12 protein-coding genes and 3 pseudogenes are annotated in these 18,141 nt (G+C 68.8%); 11 read left to right on the forward strand and 4 right to left on the reverse strand.

Annotated elements, in window-relative coordinates:
* Window positions 1–173 precede the first annotated feature (173 nt).
* From CA983_RS06145 to holA, 7 genes and pseudogenes are all read left to right on the forward strand, one after another.
* Window positions 174–2,654 carry a DUF3376 domain-containing protein gene (locus CA983_RS06145; RefSeq protein WP_086599865.1) on the forward strand — a complete coding sequence of 827 codons (2,481 nt, stop codon included), beginning with the start codon at window positions 174–176 and terminating at the stop codon, window positions 2,652–2,654.
* Between the two features lie 90 nt (window positions 2,655–2,744).
* Window positions 2,745–2,927, forward strand: a pseudogene (locus CA983_RS06150) (hypothetical protein); the annotation flags it as partial.
* A pseudogene (locus tag CA983_RS06155) lies at window positions 2,906–3,640 on the forward strand (ComEC/Rec2 family competence protein); the annotation flags it as partial. The pseudogenes CA983_RS06150 and CA983_RS06155, both read left to right, overlap by 22 nt.
* Before the next feature lie 4 nt (window positions 3,641–3,644).
* Entirely contained in the window at window positions 3,645–4,484 is an 840-nt protein-coding gene (locus CA983_RS06160) for an arylamine N-acetyltransferase family protein (protein WP_086599867.1), read from the forward strand.
* 249 nt (window positions 4,485–4,733) lie between these two features.
* Window positions 4,734–5,615: a YceI family protein gene (locus CA983_RS06165; protein WP_086599868.1), complete on the forward strand. Its 882-nt coding sequence runs from the start codon at window positions 4,734–4,736 to the stop codon at window positions 5,613–5,615.
* Between the two features lie 38 nt (window positions 5,616–5,653).
* Window positions 5,654–5,899, forward strand: coding sequence for a ubiquitin family protein (locus CA983_RS06170; protein ID WP_086599876.1), 246 nt, complete (start codon window positions 5,654–5,656; stop codon window positions 5,897–5,899).
* A gap of 36 nt (window positions 5,900–5,935) precedes the next feature.
* The gene (gene holA, locus CA983_RS06175) at window positions 5,936–6,925 is read left to right on the forward strand and encodes a DNA polymerase III subunit delta (protein ID WP_208636899.1); all 990 of its coding nucleotides are present in this window, start codon (window positions 5,936–5,938) and stop codon (window positions 6,923–6,925) included.
* 48 nt (window positions 6,926–6,973) lie between these two features.
* Here holA and CA983_RS06180 read toward each other — a convergent pair whose 3' ends face one another.
* Window positions 6,974–7,411 (reverse strand): VOC family protein, encoded by a 438-nt coding sequence (locus CA983_RS06180; RefSeq protein WP_086599870.1) that lies wholly within the window; start codon window positions 7,409–7,411, stop codon window positions 6,974–6,976.
* An 86-nt stretch (window positions 7,412–7,497) separates the two neighbouring features.
* Here CA983_RS06180 and CA983_RS06185 point away from each other — a divergent pair, with 86 nt between their 5' ends.
* The gene (locus CA983_RS06185) at window positions 7,498–7,893 is read left to right on the forward strand and encodes a nuclear transport factor 2 family protein (RefSeq protein ID WP_086599877.1); all 396 of its coding nucleotides are present in this window, start codon (window positions 7,498–7,500) and stop codon (window positions 7,891–7,893) included.
* A gap of 175 nt (window positions 7,894–8,068) precedes the next feature.
* On the opposite strand, the gene rpsT is transcribed toward CA983_RS06185, so the two are convergent.
* Window positions 8,069–8,335 (reverse strand): 30S ribosomal protein S20, encoded by a 267-nt coding sequence (rpsT, locus tag CA983_RS06190; protein ID WP_086599871.1) that lies wholly within the window; start codon window positions 8,333–8,335, stop codon window positions 8,069–8,071.
* 238 nt (window positions 8,336–8,573) lie between these two features.
* On the opposite strand from rpsT, the gene lepA reads away from it, so the two are divergent.
* Together lepA and CA983_RS06205 are read left to right on the forward strand one after the other, a co-directional pair.
* Window positions 8,574–10,442, forward strand: a complete 1,869-nt coding sequence (gene lepA / locus CA983_RS06200) for a translation elongation factor 4 (RefSeq protein WP_086599873.1) — start codon at window positions 8,574–8,576, stop codon at window positions 10,440–10,442.
* Between the two features lie 264 nt (window positions 10,443–10,706).
* Complete coding sequence (locus CA983_RS06205; RefSeq protein ID WP_086599874.1) at window positions 10,707–12,578, forward strand: AMP-dependent synthetase/ligase; 1,872 nt, start codon at window positions 10,707–10,709, stop codon at window positions 12,576–12,578.
* 102 nt (window positions 12,579–12,680) lie between these two features.
* Here CA983_RS06205 and CA983_RS06210 read toward each other — a convergent pair.
* Both CA983_RS06210 and CA983_RS06215 read right to left on the reverse strand, forming a co-directional pair.
* A pseudogene (locus CA983_RS06210) lies at window positions 12,681–13,005 on the reverse strand (response regulator); the annotation flags it as partial.
* Window positions 13,002–17,090, reverse strand: coding sequence for a HAMP domain-containing protein (locus CA983_RS06215; protein ID WP_208636900.1), 4,089 nt, complete (start codon window positions 17,088–17,090; stop codon window positions 13,002–13,004). The gene CA983_RS06215 and the pseudogene CA983_RS06210, both read right to left, overlap by 4 nt.
* Window positions 17,091–17,450: 360 nt before the next feature.
* On the opposite strand from CA983_RS06215, the gene CA983_RS06220 reads away from it, so the two are divergent.
* A partial coding sequence (locus CA983_RS06220) for an ATP-binding protein (protein WP_244206673.1) occupies window positions 17,451–18,141 on the forward strand: 691 nt, incomplete at its 3' end.

Consider the following 18,141-nt stretch of genomic DNA (forward strand, 5'->3'; position numbering starts at 1 on the left):
CCGATCCGTTCGACGGGCGGGCTGCGGGGCGGGTTCCCGCAGCAGGGTGGGGACCTTTCGTCCGGACGGCACCGCCCGGTGGCGCCCGCCCTGGGACGACGCGAGGCTGAGGACGTCATCGCCCCGAGCAGGATCGGCTCGCCGGACGGCCCGGCGCCGTTGGAGGAGATCGCATGCCCGAACAGAAGCGCACGGCGTTTCCTGCGAGCTTGCGCCGCGCCCACGCCAAGCTGCGTCGGCACGATCCCTCCAGCCCGCCCGGCACAGACGCCTCAGCCTCGGCCTGCGCCCGGGACGAACCGAGCTCCCTGCCGAAGAGCGAGCACCGGATTGCACTCGTGATGAACGGCGGCGTCAGTCTCGCCGTGTGGATGGGTGGCGTCACCCACGAACTCGACCTGCTTCGGCGGGCGTCACGCGGAGATCACCCCGACACTGTCCCGGAGGAGGAGCGCGAAGTCTTCCGGCTCTGGCAGGAAGTGGCGAAGAAGGCCCGGGTTGAGGTGAAAATCGACATCATCTCAGGCACCTCCGCCGGCGGTCTCAACGGCCTACTCATGGCCACCGGCATTGCCCGGGGATCGCAGTTCCTCCCCCTTCGCGAATTGTGGCGCACGGTCGCCTCGCTAGACGAACTGAGCCGCAAGGGCCCCTCACGGAAGGCGCTGCTCGACGGAGACTGGTTCAAGCAGCAGGTGAGGGGCGTTCTCTCCGACATGCTCCGGGGGGCGGAGTCGGAGCGCGTCACACTCTTCGTCACCGCCACCGCCCTGGACGGCCGTCACAGGGCCTATGAGGACAGCGCCGGCAGCGATTTCAGCGCGCGGGACCACCGCCGCATGTACCGGTTCCGCAACGAGCCGGAAACCTTCCGCTACAGGGACGAGGGGACCGGGTGGGAGCTCAAGCCGTGGGCCATCAGGGACTTCACCGACGCCCATACCGAGGTTCTGGTCACAGCGGCGCGCGCCACGGCCAGCTATCCGGTGGCGTTCCAGCCGGTCAGTGAACATCCACTCCTAGACTACCGGGTCCACCCGGACAAGGAACTTGACGCCCCGGCGAGTTGTGTGATGGACGGCGGAGTTCTCAACAACGCTCCCTTCGCCCCCGTCCTCGACGAAATCACCAAACGCCGTGGCGGCCCGGCCGAGCGTGTCGTCATGTTCGTTGTCCCATCCGGGGGAGTGCTGGCCGACGAGGCGGTCAAAAACCGTCGGTGCGACGAGATCAGCATGAAGACGGCCGCTTGGAGCGCGCTTAACTACCCACAGGAGATCGACTTCCGTTCTGGCATTGAGGATGTGCAGTTTCGCCTGGAGATCAGCGGCCCGAGATCCCGGGACGAGCTGCTCGAACGGCTCCTGAACCGCGGAAGCGAGGAGGAGTGCGGCATGCGGGTGGCGGCACAGGCGCTGTACGCCGAATACCGAAGGAGTCGGGTCCTGGCCGTGCGGAAACGGCTCGCCCTTTCGAACGCGCGCGTGACCTCACTGAAAACCGCCGACGAGCCTCCAGAAGCGCTCCTTCGGCAGATCCTTGCGCAGAAGAATCTGGTGTGGCTCCCGCCTGCCACCGAGCGGAGCCTCATCGAGCCCGGGCTGGAAAAGTGGCGTTGGGGTCTCACCCCTGCGGAACGTCTGCTGCAGAACCTTCTGTTCCTGCTTCATCTGCTTCTCCGTAGAGCGCGGGAGACCGACGACAGGGAGAACGTGCGACTGGTGTCCGATGCAATCCGGGCCGTCAACGACAGTCTCCTCAAGGTCCTCGCTATCAACAAGGTTGTGCGCAAGCAGACGCAATGGGACGAGTGTCCTCCCGGTCCCTGCGAGGAAGCGATCAAAGTAAATGACGTCTTCACCAACCTCTCAATCCCTTCGACGGTCGGCAGCTTGGTGCATGCCGCCGCGCTCTGCTTCCTGCAAACGGCCCACGGAAGTGCCCGGCTGAGGCATTGGCGGAGACCGGAGGACGTCGTTGCGGCCATGCTTTGGGTGGAGGTCCTCACGCAAAGCTTCGCCCCACCCGCACGAGCCATGGAAAAGCTTGCCCCCGAGTTCCGATTCTTGCGGCTCGGCCCGGATCACATGGGGCCGCTGTTCAAAGAGGACTGGTCGGTGGACCTGGGAGCCAAGAAGCTGTATGGGCTGCGCTGCTACCACTTCGCCGCATTTCTGAGCAAGGAATGGCGGGGGCACGACTTCGCGTGGGGACGGCTCGATGCCGCCCACCACCTGCTGGCCTTCCTCCTGTCAGGGCAACTGGACGGCGAGGACACAGAACGGAGACTCCACAAGGCCATCCTCCGGGCGGAGGACCTGCCCGGGGAGGGCGAGGACCCGACCGAGCGGATGAGAGCTCGCCTGAAACAGCTCAGGGAAATGACGGACGACGACGTCCTGGTGCAAGACCTGCCTGCCAAGTCACGGCGGAATCTGCTGCGCCCGCTTGGAGGGTTGCGGATCCTGATCCAACCGTTCGTCTGGGGATATTTGGTGTATGTGAGATGGCGGTGCCGTCGACGGTTGGGATGGTGGGCCAATCTGCGGACGGCATTGCTCATAACCTTCGTCGTGGCGGCCGTGGCCGTGTTCGTACTGGCCGCGATCACTGGTGCGGTCTCCCTGGTGCAATGGCTAGTCGATCATCTGTAAAGTGCACCCGTGCCGCGGGAGAACTGGTCCGAGACGCGCGCGATGCCGGCCCCCGCGGCGGCGCTCGCCGTATCAAGGCCAAGGGCGTCGTCAACGGCCAAAATCCGAGCCCTCGGCGAACAGGCCATGGCCACCATCAACTCCTGGCGCCTCCGACGCAAGCCCCGTTGCAGGACCAACCGCATCACGGAAGCTGACCGTGTCCAGGCTCTGCCTCCAGCGCCGTGGCGTGCCATTGTCTCGGCACCGCTGCCGCTAGCCGAGGACAATTGAGCACCGCAGGAGCTGGAGCAGGGACGCCTCCTACTAGTCGATGTCTCATGAGACATGGTGAACGTAAAGAACACGTCCACGCCGATCACGTGGCGGGCCTGCCCGGGGTGCTGCGCGGACGGGCGGTGGGCGCGATCGAGACGACCGGCTTCGAAGAGCCCGCGGACCAGGCCGCGTTCGTACGGAGACAGGCGGCGGCCCGGCGGGTTCCCGTGACGCGGGCCGCCGCCGGGGAGCAGCGCCGCGCGGGGGAGTTGTCCTGGCAGGTGGTGTGGCCGCCCCCGAGCCCGCCCCCGACACCACCGGGCTCGCATCCGCACCTCCTCCCGGYCCACCCGGCGCCGGAGGGGCCGAACGACGCCAGTGTCGCCATGCTGGTCCGGTCGGCCGGGCTGCGCCTGCTGCTCCTCGGCGACCTCGAACCCCCGGCCCAGCGGGCACTGGCGAGATCACCGGCGGCCGAGGCGCTGGGGAGCGTGGACGTGCTGAAGGTCGCCCACCACGGTTCGGCCTACCAGGACCCCGGCCTGATACGCCGGGCGGCTCCGCGGCTGGCCCTGATCAGTTGCGGTGCGGACAACAGGTACGGGCATCCGGCGCCCGGCACGGTGGCGGCGCTGCGCGCCGGGGGTGCGGCGGTGCTGCGGACGGACCGGGACGGCGCACTGGCGGTCGTAGGAGGGGGCGGCGAGCTGAGGGTGGCGAGAGACTGAGGGCATGCACTCAGCACAGATTGATGCCTATCTCCGCCGCCTGGGAGTCGAGCACCCGGCGTGGCCCACCGTCGACGTGCTCCGCGAACTGCACCTGCGCCACCTCCAGACGGTGCCGTTCGAGAATCTGTCGATCCATCTCGGCGAGGAGATCGTGCTGGAGGAGAAGCGGCTGCTGGACAAGGTGGTGGGCGCCCGGCGGGGCGGGTTCTGTTACGAACTCAACGGAGCCTTCGGGGCCTTGCTGGCCGCGTTGGGGTACGACGTGGCGCTGCTGGCGGCGCGGGTCTACGGGGACGAGGAGCGGCTCGGCATCCCGTACGACCATCTCGCGCTGCGGGTGCGGACGGTGGACGGGGGCGACTGGCTGGCCGACGTCGGGTTCGGGGCGCACAGCCACCTGCCGCTGGCGTTCGGGGAGAGGGGAGAACAGGAGGATCCCGGGGGCACGTTCCGGATCGTCGAGGCGCGGCCGGACGCGGCGGGGGTGCGCGGTGGGCACGACTCGATGGAGGCGGCGGACCTGGACGTGATCCGCGACGGCAGACCGCAGTACCGCCTGGAGGTACGGCCGCGGGTGCTGGGGGACTTCGTGGCCGGGGCGTGGTGGCACAGCACCTCGCCGGTGTCGCACTTCACGCGGTCGCTGGTCTGTTCGCGGGTCACGGAGGACGGAGGGCGGATCACGCTCAGCGGCCGCAGGTTCACGGTGACCGGGGCCGACGGCACGCGTCAGGAGCGGGAGCTGGGGACGGACGAGGAGGTGCTCCGGGTGTACCGGGAGCGGTTCGGTATCGAACTCGGCTCCGTGCCGACGGTTCGGGGCACCGGCCGGGACAGCTGATCCGGACGCGAGGGGCAGGAGGGCAGGAACAGGAGGGCAGGAAAGGGCGATGAAGTAGCGAGGATATAAGGGGCAGATGGGCCAGAAAGCCCACTTGGGCCACATGGTGCTACTCGTGCGTAGTCCCAGCACAAGTGCTGGATTCCCGTGATGTGGTCTCGTGTTGCCTCGAAAGCCTCATCGGTGGTCGAATGCCTCCTCGATCAACCGTGATCAAACAGCTGCATACGAGTCGCGCGAGGTGTCCAGATGATCGGCCGCTTGCTGGGAAACCGAACCAACCGGGTGCAACGGACGAGCCCTCTGGCGGCGGTGCCGATGCCGCCGAGCGCCGGGGTGCTGGCCTGCCGGGCACTCGACCCGGTCAACGAACCGGTCAGACACGCGGAGTTCGCGGTCACCGACGCCATGGGGCGTCCGGTGGTCAGCGGGGGAGCGGACCCGTTCGGGTCGTTCATGACGACGGTGCCCGCGGGGGAGTACCGGCTCGCCGTGTCGGCGGAGGGGTACACGCCGTACCGGGCGACCACGCAGGTCGCCGAGAACGCGCTCGCGTCGCTCGGTGACGTGATGCTCCAGGTGGCCCGGCCGCCGGAGCTGCCGGGGCCCGGCGACTGGGAGATCGAGTCGGCGCACTCCTCGATCGGCTTCACCGCGCGGCACATCGGACTCGCCCGCATCCACGGACAGTTCAAGTCCTTCGCGGGAGTCATACGGATCAGCGAGCCGCTGGAGCAGTCGGCGATGCACGTGGTGATCGACGCGGCGTCCATCGACACCAACATGAGGATGCGTGACGACCATCTCAGGTCGGCGGACTTCCTGGACGTCGCGAAGTTCCCGACCCTCGAGTTCTACAGCGACCGGTTCGTGCACAAGGGCGGGAACCGGTGGGCCGTGACGGGGGCGCTGTCGCTGCACGGCGTGACGCGCACGGTCACGCTGGACACGGAGTACCTGGGGCTGGGCAACGGCATGGAGGGCGAGGTGCGGGCGGCCTGCCGGGCCACGACCGAACTGCACCGGGACGACTTCACGGTGAGCTGGCAGACGATGCTGGCCCGGGGCATCGCGGTGGTGGGACCGAGCATCAGGGTCGACCTCGACGTGCAAGTCGTCCGCAAGGGCTGAGCGGCCGGGTCGTGAGCCGGTGTCGGACAATGGCCGGCGTGAGTGATGTGCGACATGTGCTGGTGCTGCCCGACCGTGATGCCGCGGACGAGGTGGTGGAGGCGCTGCGGGAGCGGTTCGCGGTCGTCGAGGAGCCGCGGCTGGTGCGGGACGCGCTGGCCGGTGAGGACGACGCCGAGGACGCGCAGTGGCTGGTCGTCCTGAGGGACGAGGAGGAGCGGCTGGATCCCGGGGAGCTGGACCGGTTCGCCGGTGAGTGGGAGGGCTGGCGGGAGGAACCGTAGGCCTGGTTGTCAGTGCCGCGTGGGATGCTTGTCGCGATGGCCAGGAAGACTGCGAATGACGACCCTCTCGCCCCCTTGACGCTCGCCGTGGGCCAGGAGGAGCTGCTGCTCGACCGTGCCGTGCAGGAGGTGGTGGCCGCCGCGAAGGCCTCCGACGCCGACACGGACGTGCGGGACCTGAACCCGGACCAGCTGCAGCCCGGCACGCTCGCCGAGCTGACGAGTCCGTCCCTCTTCGCGGAGCGCAAGGTCGTCGTCGTACGCAACGCGCAGGACCTGTCGGCCGACACGATCAAGGACGTGAAGGCCTACCTGGGGGCGCCCGCCGAGGAGATCACCCTGGTACTGCTGCACGCCGGCGGGGCCAAGGGCAAGGGGCTGCTCGACGCGGCGCGCAAGGCGGGGGCGCGCGAGGTGGCCTGCCCGAAGATGACGAAGCCGGCGGACCGGCTGGCGTTCGTGCGGCAGGAGTTCCGGGCGGTGGGCAGGTCCGCCACGCCGGAGGCGTGCCAGGCGCTCGTCGACGCGATCGGGAGCGATCTGCGGGAGCTGGCGTCGGCGGTGTCGCAGCTGGTCGCGGATGTCGAGGGGACGATCGACGAGGCGGTCGTCGGGCGGTACTACACGGGCCGGGCCGAGGCGTCGAGCTTCACGGTCGCCGACCGGGCGGTCGAGGGGCGGGCGGCGGAGGCGCTGGAGGCGTTGCGCTGGTCGCTGTCGACCGGAGTGGCGCCGGTGTTGATCACGAGTGCGCTGGCGCAGGGCGTCCGGGCGATCGGGAAGCTGTCGTCCGCGCGTGGCGGGAGGCCGGCCGATCTCGCCCGGGAGCTGGGCATGCCGCCGTGGAAGATCGACCGGGTGCGGCAGCAGATGCGGGGCTGGACTCCGGACGGGGTGGCCGTGGCGCTGCGGGCCGTGGCCGAGGCGGACGCGGGGGTGAAGGGCGGCGGGGACGATCCCGGGTACGCCCTGGAGAAGGCGGTGGTCACCATCGCACGGGCGGCGCGGTCCAGGGGCCGGGGGTAATCCCAGCGGGACGCCTCGCCCCCATCACCTGGGTCACCGAGCCTCCGCTCAGACGACCGGCTCCCCGATCCCCAGCAGGTTCCCCTCGCTGTCCCGGAACCAGGCACCGCGTTCACCCCGGGCGCCCTTGCTCGGGTAGTTCCCCTCGATCTCGGCGATCCCGCCCTCCGTGCGGAAGCCGGGCACGTCGACCTCCTCGAAGACCACGCCGCGCCGCTTGAGCTCCGCCACGGCGGCATCGATGTCGCCGACCTCCAACGCCATCTGGGTGAAGGTGCCGGGCGAGGCTCCCGTCGACCGGAACAGCACGAACTCCGCGCCGCCGCACCGGTACAGCAGCCCGCCGGGCCGTTCGTCGGCCGGTTCCAGGCCCAGTTTCTCGGAGTAGAAGCGCCGTGCCCGGTCCAGGTCCTGGGCGGGAAGCCTGGTCGCCACACGGGCCACGGCCAGCGCGTTCCCGTCTTCTGCGTCCCTGTGTCCGTCCATGTCTCCACTGTGCCGCCAGAACCGTCCGGAGGGAGAATCGGGAGTGTCGGCCGTACTCGCCAAGAGACGGAGAGGTGGCGAAGGACATGGCTGAGCACCCGCACGCAGCGCTGGTCCGCAAGGGATTCGAGGCCTTCTCGCGCGGTGACATGGACACCCTGCGCGGGCTGATAGCAGCGGACGCCACACACCACGTACCCGGGGAGCACCCGCTGTCGGGCGACTTCAAAGGGGTGAACTCGATCATCGAGATGTACGAACGGCTCGGCGCGGAGACCAACGGGACGATGCGCGCCGAACTGATCGGCATCGCTGTCGACGGCCGCGGTCACGCGGTCGGCATGACCCGCTTCACGGCCGAGCGCAACGGCAAGCGCCTGGACGACACCGGATGCCTCATCTTCCGGATCGTCGGAGACAAGGTCACCGACCTCGACGAGTGTGTCGAGGACATCGACAAGAACAATGAATTCTGGTCCTGAACAGGCCGAAGGCCGGGTGCCCTCCCATGGGGAACAGGAGAGCACCCGGCCTTCGCTTCAAGCTGTTGGATCCGCGCCCGCGTGGCGAACGCAGGCCGCGCGCGGACCCGAGGGGTGCCGGACGGGAGCGGATGAGAGAGGGCCCGCTCGATTCCCTCCGGCGTCACATCAGATGTCAGCCCTTGAGCGCGGTGACCTTCTGAGCCAGCGCCGACTTCTTGTTGGCAGCCTGGTTCTTGTGGATGACGCCCTTCGAGACGGCCTTGTCGAGCTGACGCGCGGCAGCGCGCTGGTACTCGGCGGCCTTCTCGACGTCACCCGCGGCAGCAGCCTCACGGGCCTTGCGGATCGCGGTCTTGAGGGAGGACTTGACGGCCTTGTTGCGCAGCCGCGCCTTCTCGTTGGTCTTGATCCGCTTGATCTGGGACTTGATGTTCGCCACGAATGAGCCTTCTCAGGTTCTGGCACGGGGCCGCACGGATGCCGCACGGTCTGTACCGGGTGATTTCTTCAGGCGTGCCTCCTGCGAGAGGGCATGAGGCACAGCCCCCCACGGTACCAGCGGGCTCATTCATGGCCCAAACCCGTCCATGGTCCCCACCCGTGGGACCATGGAGGCTACGTATCGATCCGACCCGAGACCGCAGACACTGCGGACGCCTCAAGAATCAGGACCCTGCGTGCCCGCGATCCCTAGCCATGTGCCCGAGCCGAGCCGTACCGACCCGGCTCTGATCCGCAACTTCTGCATCATCGCGCACATCGACCACGGCAAGTCCACGCTCGCCGACCGGATGCTCCAGCTGACCGGAGTGGTCGAGCAGCGGCAGATGCGTGCTCAGTACCTCGACCGCATGGACATCGAGCGTGAGCGCGGCATCACGATCAAGTCCCAGGCGGTGCGACTCCCGTGGGCCCCGACCCACGACAAGAGCAAGACGCACATCCTGAACATGATCGACACCCCGGGGCACGTCGACTTCACCTACGAGGTCTCGCGATCGCTCGCCGCCTGTGAGGGCACCATCCTCCTGGTCGACGCCGCCCAGGGCATCGAGGCGCAGACCCTCGCCAACCTCTACCTGGCGATGGAGAACGACCTCACGATCATCCCCGTGCTGAACAAGATCGACCTGCCGGCCGCGCAGCCCGAGAAGTTCGCCGAGGAGCTCGCCCACCTCATCGGGTGCGAGCCCGACGACGTGCTCAAGGTCTCCGCCAAGACGGGGCTCGGTGTCGAGGCGCTGCTGGACAAGGTCGTCGAACAGGTCCCGGCCCCGGTCGGCGTGAAGGACGCGCCCGCGCGTGCCATGATCTTCGACTCGGTCTACGACTCCTACCGGGGCGTGGTGACGTACGTCCGTGTCATCGACGGGCAGCTCAACAAGCGTGAGCGCATCAAGATGATGTCCACCGGTGCCACGCACGAGCTGCTGGAGATCGGCACCAACTCGCCGGAGATGCTGGCGTCCGACGGTCTCGGCGTCGGCGAGGTCGGCTACCTCATCACCGGTGTGAAGGACGTACGCCAGTCCAAGGTCGGTGACACCGTCACCAGCCAGCACAAGGGGGCCCAGGAGGCGCTCGGCGGCTACAAGGACCCCAAGCCGATGGTGTTCTCCGGCCTCTACCCGCTGGACGGCTCGGACTACCCGGAGCTGCGCGAGGCCCTCGACAAGCTCCAGCTCAACGACGCCGCGCTGGTCTACGAGCCGGAGACCTCCGCCGCCCTCGGCTTCGGCTTCCGCGTCGGTTTCCTCGGCCTGCTGCACCTGGACGTGATCCGGGAGCGGCTGGAGCGCGAGTTCGGGCTCGACCTGATCGCGACCGCCCCGAACGTGGTCTACCGCGTCCTCATGGAGGACGGCAGCGAGCACACGGTCACCAACCCGAGCGAGTTCCCCGAGGGCAAGATCTCGGAGGTCTACGAGCCGGTCGTGCGGGCCACCATCCTGGCGCCCAGCGAGTTCACCGGCTCGATCATGGAGCTGTGCCAGACCCGGCGCGGTGCCCTGCTCGGCATGGACTACCTCTCCGAGGAGCGGGTCGAGATCCGCTACACCCTCCCGCTCGCGGAGATCGTCTTCGACTTCTTCGACCAGCTGAAGTCCAAGACCCGCGGCTACGCCTCGCTCGACTACGAGCCCACCGGCGAGCAGACCTCCAGCCTGGTCAAGGTCGACATCCTGCTGCACGGCGACAAGGTCGACGCCTTCTCGGCGATCACCCACAAGGACCAGGCGTACGCCTACGGCGTGCGGCTCGTGGCGAAGCTCAAGGAGCTCATCCCGCGGCAGGCCTTCGAGGTGCCGGTCCAGGCCGCCATCGGCTCCCGGGTCATCGCCCGCGAGACCATCCGCGCCATCCGCAAGGACGTCCTCGCCAAGTGCTACGGCGGTGACATCTCCCGTAAGCGGAAGCTGCTGGAGAAGCAGAAGGAGGGCAAGAAGCGGATGAAGATGGTGGGTTCCGTGGAAGTTCCGCAGGATGCGTTCATCGCCGTCCTGTCGAGCGATGAGAACGCGGGGTCGGGCAAGGGCAAGAAGTAATCACGGGTTACCGTGGGTTACGCCGCAAACCGGGTAGAACAGGGGCCCGTCGTGCGAAAGTGCGGCGGGCCCTGTGCGTATGCGGGGTAGCTCTCTGTATGAAGTGACAGGCCGCGGACCCTTACGAAGCGGCCGGTCGACCTTTACTCTGATCCCTGCTCGATAGTTACTCGCGAGTTAAACAACGCTCGCGAACAGCAGCTCGTGAGTGAAAACCAGCCGCACTTGAGCCAGCCGCACTGTCGCGGGCCCCCGGAGGATGTCGTGAGCGACACACAGACACTGATCGAGAACCGTCCGCCGTCCGTGGCGGGCCTCTTCCTGGAGCGCGTGGCGGCCACGCCGGACGCCGAGGCCTACCGCTATCCGGTGCCCGCGTCCGGGCAAGGGCCGGACGAATGGAAGTCGCTGAGCTGGGCGCAGGCCGCCGAGCGGGTCTACGCCATCGCCGCCGGGCTCATCGAGCTGGGCGTGCAGCCCCAGCAGCGCGTCGCCCTCGCGTCCAGCACCCGCATCGAGTGGATCCTCGCCGACCTGGGCATCATGTGCGCCGGCGCCGCCACGACGACGGTCTACCCGCAGACCAACGCCGAGGAGTCGGCGTACATCCTGTCGGACTCCGAGAGCCGGGTGCTCATCGCGGAGAACGTCGAGCAGCTCGCCAAGGCGCAGGAGAAGCGCGCCGAGCTGCCCGATCTCACGCACGTCGTGGTCATCGACCCGGCCGGGGTCGAGACCGCCGACTGGATCCTCACCCTCGACGAGCTGGAGAAGCGCGGGGCGGCCCGGCTGGAGAAGGACCCCGACCTGATCAAGGAACGGGTCGGCGCCCTCACCAGGGACCAGCTGGCCACCCTCATCTACACCTCCGGCACCACCGGCCGCCCCAAGGGCGTGCGCCTGCCGCACGACAACTGGTCGTACATGGCCAAGGCGATCGCCGCGACCGGGCTGGTCAGCAGCGAGGACGTGCAGTACCTGTGGCTGCCCCTCGCGCACGTCTTCGGCAAGGTGCTCACCTCCGGCCAGATCGAGGTCGGGCACGTCACCGCCGTCGACGGCCGCGTCGACAAGATCATCGAGAACCTGCCGGTGGTGCAGCCGACGTACATGGCGGCCGTGCCGCGCATCTTCGAGAAGGTCTACAACGGCGTCGCCGCGAAGGCCCGCGCGGGCGGCGGGGCCAAGTACAAGATCTTCCAGTGGGCCGTCGAGGTCGCCCGCGAGTACGCCAAGGTCTCCCAGGACAACTTCCGGCGTACCGGAACCGCGTCCGTGCCGTTCGGGCTGGGCGCGAAGCACAAGGTCGCCGACGCGCTGGTGTACGCCAAGATCCGGGAGGCCTTCGGGGGCAACCTGCGGGCCTGCGTCTCGGGTTCGGCGGCCCTGGCACCCGAGATCGGGTACTTCTTCTCCGGCGCCGGCATCCACATCCTGGAGGGCTACGGCCTGACCGAGTCCTCGGCCGCGTCGTTCGTCAACCCGGGCGAGGCCTACCGCACCGGTACGGTCGGCAAGCCGCTGCCCGGCACGGAGGTGCGGATCGCCGACGACGGGGAGATCCTGCTGCGCGGCCCGGGCATCATGGAGGGCTACCACAAGCTGCCCGAGAAGACCGCCGAGGTCCTGGAGCCGGACGGCTGGTTCCACACCGGGGACATCGGGGAGCTGTCGCCCGACGGGTACCTGCGGATCACCGACCGCAAGAAGGACCTCATCAAGACGTCCGGCGGCAAGTACATCGCGCCCGCGGAGGTCGAGGGGCAGTTCAAGGCGGTGTGCCCGTACGTGTCCAACATCCTCGTCCACGGCGCCGACCGGAACTTCTGCACGGCGCTCATCGCGCTCGACGAGGTCGCGATCAGGGAGTGGGCGAAGGAGAACGGGCTGGAGGGGAAGTCGTACGCGGAGATCGTTTCCTCGCCGGTCACGGTCGAGATGGTCGACGGGTATGTGAAGCAGCTCAACGAGGGGCTTCAGCGGTGGCAGACGATCAAGAAGTTCCGGTTGCTGCCGCGGGATCTCGATGTCGAGCACGGTGAGATCACGCCGAGTCTGAAGCTGAAGCGGCCGGTTGTGGAGCGGGAGTACAAGCATCTGATCGAGGAGATGTACGAAGGGTCTCGCGAGGCGTAGGGGGGTGGTCGGGGGGCTGTGTGGCGGCTGCGGGTTCGTCGTGGCTTGTCGCGCAGTTCCCCGCGCCCCTCAGGTGCCTTTTTCTACCCGGCGTTTCAGGTCCTGGATCTCTGCGCGCAGGCGTTCCACCTCCCTGCCCTTGCGATAGAGGTCCAGGAAGACGCTGACCTTCGCCCTCAGCACCCACGGGTCGAAGGGCTTGGTCACGTAGTCGGCGGCGGCCGTCCATGCCGGGCATGCGGATGTCGAGCAGGACCAGGGCGATGGGCTGCCGCAGCAGGGCCTTCAGCGCCTCCTCGCCGGAACGGGCGCGCACCATCGGTTCGTTGAGGGAGGCGAGGACCGCCTCCAGGGCGGTCAGGTTGTCCTCCATGTCGTCGACCAGGAGGATCCCGGCGCGTTCGGGGTGACCGGCCGAGCTGCTCATGCTTCCTCTTCCCCGTCCTCGGGGTTCAGCAGTTCGCAGACGACCGTCAGCAGCCGGTCGATGTCCACCGGCTTGGGCACGTAGTCGTTGGCGCCGCGCGCGATGGACTTCTCGCGGTCGCCGGGCATCGCCTTCGCGGTCAGGGCGACGATGGGCAGCTCCGCCCAGCGCGGGGTGCTGCGGATGGCGGCGATGGTCTCGTAGCCGTCCATCTCCGGCATCATGATGTCCATCAGGACCAGCTCGACGTCCGGGCTGCGCTCCAGCGTCTCGATGCCCTCCCGGCCGTTCTCCGCGTACAGCACGATCATGCCGACGCGGCCCAGGACATGGGTGAGGGCGAAGACGTTGCGGATGTCGTCGTCGACGATCAGCACCCGCCGCCCGGCCAGGATCCGGCCCGGCCTGCCGGACGTCCACGCCTCCAGCTTGGTCGGCAGGGGCCAGGCTTCGTCCGTGTCGTACGCGGCCGGGAACGGTCCGGCGGTGGACGGCTGGAGGGGCAGGGGCAAGGGCAGTTCGGGGTGGTCGCCCAGGGCCGGTCCCGGGGCCGTGTCACCGGGGCTCACGACAGGCACGTACAGGGTGAACGTCGAGCCCTTGCCGGGTTCGCTCTCCGCGACGATCCGGCCGCCGAGCAGGCCCGCGATCTCCCGGCTGATGGACAGGCCGAGCCCGGTGCCGCCGTACTTGCGGTTGGTGGTGCCGTCGGCCTGCTGGAACGCCTCGAAGATCACGGGGAGTTTCTCCGGCGCGATGCCGATGCCGGTGTCGGACACGGCGAAGGCGATGACGTCGTCGGTGTCCCGGACGTAGCGATGCTCGGTGTCCTGAATCCGGTCGACCCGCAGCTCGACCTTGCCCGCCGCGGTGAACTTGATCGCGTTGGACAGGAGGTTGCGCAGGATCTGCTGGAGCCGCTGTTCGTCCGAGTACATCTCGCGCGGTACGTCCTCGCCGACCGCCAGTTCGAAGGCGAGCCCCCTGTCGATGGTGAGGGGGCGGAAGGTGGCGTGGACGTAGTCGAGCAGCTTGATCAGGGGGAGCCGCTTGGGGCGTACGTCCATCCGGCCGGCCTCGATCTTCGACAGGTCCAGGATGTCGTTGATCAGCTGGAGCAGGTCCGAGCCCGAGCGGTGGATCGTCGTCGCGAACTGCACCTCCTGGTCCGAGAGATGACCGTCCGGGTTGTCGGAGAGCAGCCGGGCCAGGATCAGCAGGGAGTTGAGCGGTGTGCGCAGTTCGTGCGACATGTTCGCCAAGAACTCCGACTTGTACTGCGAGGACGTGGCCAGCAGGGCGGCCTTCTCCTCCAGTTCGGCGTTGGAGCGCTGGAGTTCGCCCTGCTGCTTCTGGAGTTCGTCCGAGCGTTCCTGGAGCTGCATGGCCAGGCGCTGGGACTCGCCGAGCAGGGACTCCGTGCGGGAGTTGGCGATGATCGTGTTGATGGCGACGCCGATGGTGTTGACGAACTGGTCGAAGAAGGCCAGGTGCACGTCGGAGAAGCGGGAGAAGGAGGCGAGTTCGATGACGCCGAGGAGCTTGTCCTCGAAGAGGATCGGGATGATGACGATCGTCGTGGGAGCCGCCTCGCCGAGGCCGCTGTTGATCTTGATGTAGTCGGGCGGGGCGCCCTCGACCAGGATCCGCTTCTTCTCCCGGGCCGCCTGCGCCACCAGGCCGTGCACGGGGAGGGCGCCGGTCTCGACGGTCGCGTCCTGGGCGGCGCCGTAGCCGGCGATGAAGGCGAGCCCCTTGGTGGGAACCGCTGCTCCGGCCTCTTCCGGGTCGGCCAGGTAGAACGCGCCGTACTGGGCGTTCACCAGCGGGGTCAGCTCGCGGAGTATCAGGTCGGCGACCTCCATCAGGTCGCGGTGGCCCTGCATCAGGGCGGCGAGCCGGGCCAGGTTGGACTCCAGCCAGTCCTTCGCGCGGGTCGTCTCGCGCAGGTTGGCCACCATCAGGTTGATGTTGTCCTTCAGCTCGGTGACCTCGCCGCGGGTCTCGACCGTGATCGAGCGGGACATGTCGCCCTGGGCCACGGCGGAGGCGACCTCGGCGATCGCGCGGACCTGGGTGGTGAGGTTCGAGGCCAGCTCGTTGACGTTCGTCGTCAGGCGCTTCCAGGTGCCGTAGACGCCCTCGACCCGGGCCTGGCCGCCGAGTTGGCCCTCGGAGCCGACCTCGCGGGCCACGCGCGTGACCTCCGAGGAGAAGGAGGACAGCGTGTCGACCATCGTGTTGATCGTGGTCTTCAGCTCCAGGATCTCGCCGCGGGCGTCCACGTCGATCTTCCGGGACAGGTCGCCCTGCGCCACGGCCGTCGCGACCTGGGCGATGTTGCGCACCTGGGAGGTGAGGTTGTCGGCCATGGAGTTGACGTTGTCCGTCAGGTCCCGCCAGACGCCGGAGACACCCAGCACCTGGGCCCGGCCGCCCAGCCGGCCGTCGGTGCCGACCTCGCGGGCGACGCGCGTGACCTCGTCGGCGAAGGCGCGCAGCTGCTCCACCATCGTGTTGACGGTGTCCTTCAGTTCGAGGATCTCGCCGCGGGCGTCGACCGTGATCTTCTTCGACAGGTCGCCGTTGGCCACGGCCGTCGTGACCTGGGCGATGTTGCGGACCTGCGAGGTCAGGTTCAGCGCCATGAAGTTGACGTTGTCGGTGAGGTCCTTCCAGACGCCGGAGACGCCCCGGACCTGGGCCTGACCGCCGAGGTTGCCCTCGGTGCCGACCTCGCGGGCGACTCGGGTGACCTCGTCGGCGAAGGCGGAGAGCTGGTCGACCATCGTGTTGATCGTGGACTTCAGCTCCAGGATCTCGCCCTTGGCCTCCACCGTGATCTTCTTGCCGAGGTCGCCCTGAGCGACGGCGGTGGAGACGAGGGCGATGTTGCGCACCTGGGAGGTGAGGTTGTCGGCCATGAAGTTGACGTTGTCGGTGAGGTCCTTCCAGACCCCGGAGACGCCCCGGACCTGGGCCCGGCCGCCGAGGTTGCCCTCGGTGCCGACCTCGCGGGCGACTCGGGTGACCTCGTCGGCGAAGGCGGAGAGCTGGTCGACCATCGTGTTGATGGTCGACTTGAGCTCCAGGATCTCGCCCTGCGCGTCGACCGTGATCTTCTGGGACAGGTCGCCGTTGGCCACGGCCGTCGTCACCTGGGCGATGTTGCGAACCTGCGAGGTCAGGTTCGACGCCATGAAGTTGACGTTGTCGGTGAGGTCCTTCCAGACCCCGGACACGCCCCGGACCTGCGCCCGGCCACCCAACTGCCCCTCCGTGCCGACCTCGCGGGCGACTCTGGTCACTTCGTCGGCGAAGGCGGAGAGCTGGTCGACCATCGTGTTGACGGTCAGCTTCAGTTCCAGCAGCTCGCCGGTCGCCTCGACCGTGACCGTGCGGGTGAGGTCGCCGCGCGCCACCGCCGTCGTGACCGCCGCGATGTCCCGCACCTGGGCCGTCAGCCGGGCCGCCATGGTGTTGACGGCCTCGGTCACGTCCCGCCAACTGCCCGAAAGCCCCTGCACCTTGGCCCGGCCGCCGAGCCGCCCCTCGGTGCCGACCTCGCGCGCGACCCGCGTCACCTCGCCGGTGAACAGGGAGAGCTGGTCCACCATCTTGTTCACGGCCCGGCCGAGCCGCCGCAGGTCGCCGCGTAACTCCCGCGTGCCGTCGTGCAGATCGACCCGCTGGGTCAGATCGCCGCCGGCCACCGCGTCCAGCACGCGCGTGGCGTTCGCCGCCGGGGCGACCAGGGCGTCGAGCAACTGGTTCACGTCGTTGACGCGGGACGTCCACAGGCCCTGACCCGGACTGGCCGAGAGCCGCTCGTCGAGCCGGCCGTGCCGCACCAGCTCCCTTTTCACGCGCTGCACCTCGGTCGTGAAGTGAACGCTGCGGTCCATGATCTGGTTGTAGACCGCGGTGAGTTCGGCCACCATCCCGTGGCCGGCTTCCGGCACCTTGGTGAAGTCGCCGTCGCGTGCGGCTGTCATGGCTGCGAGCAGGGGACGGAGATCGGATGCACGAATCTGACCGTCTTCGTGCCCGTCTTCGACCACAGGAGTAGCACTGTTCTCACTCATGGCGGCCCACTTCAGTAACTCGGCGCTTATGGGCGTGGCCAGTCTGTCACCCTGTCGGCATCGACTGTGGCGTATTCGTACGAACTGCCCGGGGAGCTGTCCATGGGGGCCATTCCGACGCAACGGGAGACCGCTTCCCGTGCCTCAGAGGCGCCTGCCCACGCCTCGGAGACGCCGGTGCCCGTGCACGAGGGGGCCGTGTCCGAGGAGTGCGCACTGTCTTCCGAGGCGCCGGGGCTCGTATCCGAGGCGCCCGTGCTGACTACTGAGGGGCCGGTGCTCGTGTCCGAGGAGCCCGTGCTCGCACCCGGGGCTCCCGTGCTCGTGTCCGAGGCGCCCGTGCTCGTGTCCGAGGAGCCCATGGCCGCATCGGAGGTGTCCGTGGTCGCTTCGGAGGCGCCTGAGAAGGAGCGTGCGCGGGCGTACGCGACCCTGTCCGGCAGCTCCCTCGCGCCGGGCTCCGCCCGCGCCCTGGTGCGCGCGGCGCTCGCCGAGTGGACCGGGCTCGGCCTGCCCGGCGGCGAGCACCTCACCGACCGTCTCGCCGACGACGCCCTGCTCGTCGTCAGCGAGCTCGTCACCAACGCCGTCGTGCACGCCGGCACCGACGTCGAGCTGGAGTGCCGGCTGGAAGCCGACGACGAGGACACGGCCGCGCTGGTCGTCGAGGTCTCCGACCACCACCCCTCGCGCGCCCCGCGCGGCGGCGAGCCGGAGACGCCGCACGACACCCCCGAGTACGGGCGCGGCCTGCGGCTCGTCGGCGCGCTCTCCGAGTCCTGGGGCGTCACATACCGCACGGGCCGGAAGACCGTGTGGGCGCGGCTGCCCGCCGGGGGTTGCGCGGCGGCCGAGCAGATCGAGGCGTACGCCGGGGAGCACGCGCTGGCGCGCGGGCTGCGGATGGCGGAGATCCTGGCACCGGAGCCGCCCCACGGAGAGGACGACCGGGAGGGTGGCCGGGAGGGGGGCCGGGGCCGGCGGCGTGCCGGACCTGGCGGGAACGAGCGACAGGGCGGGCATCCCCCGCGGGACGGGCGCGATGCACGGG

The organism is Streptomyces swartbergensis (genome assembly GCF_002148965.1).
In the GTDB taxonomy this organism is placed as follows: Bacteria; Actinomycetota; Actinomycetes; order Streptomycetales; family Streptomycetaceae; genus Streptomyces; species Streptomyces swartbergensis.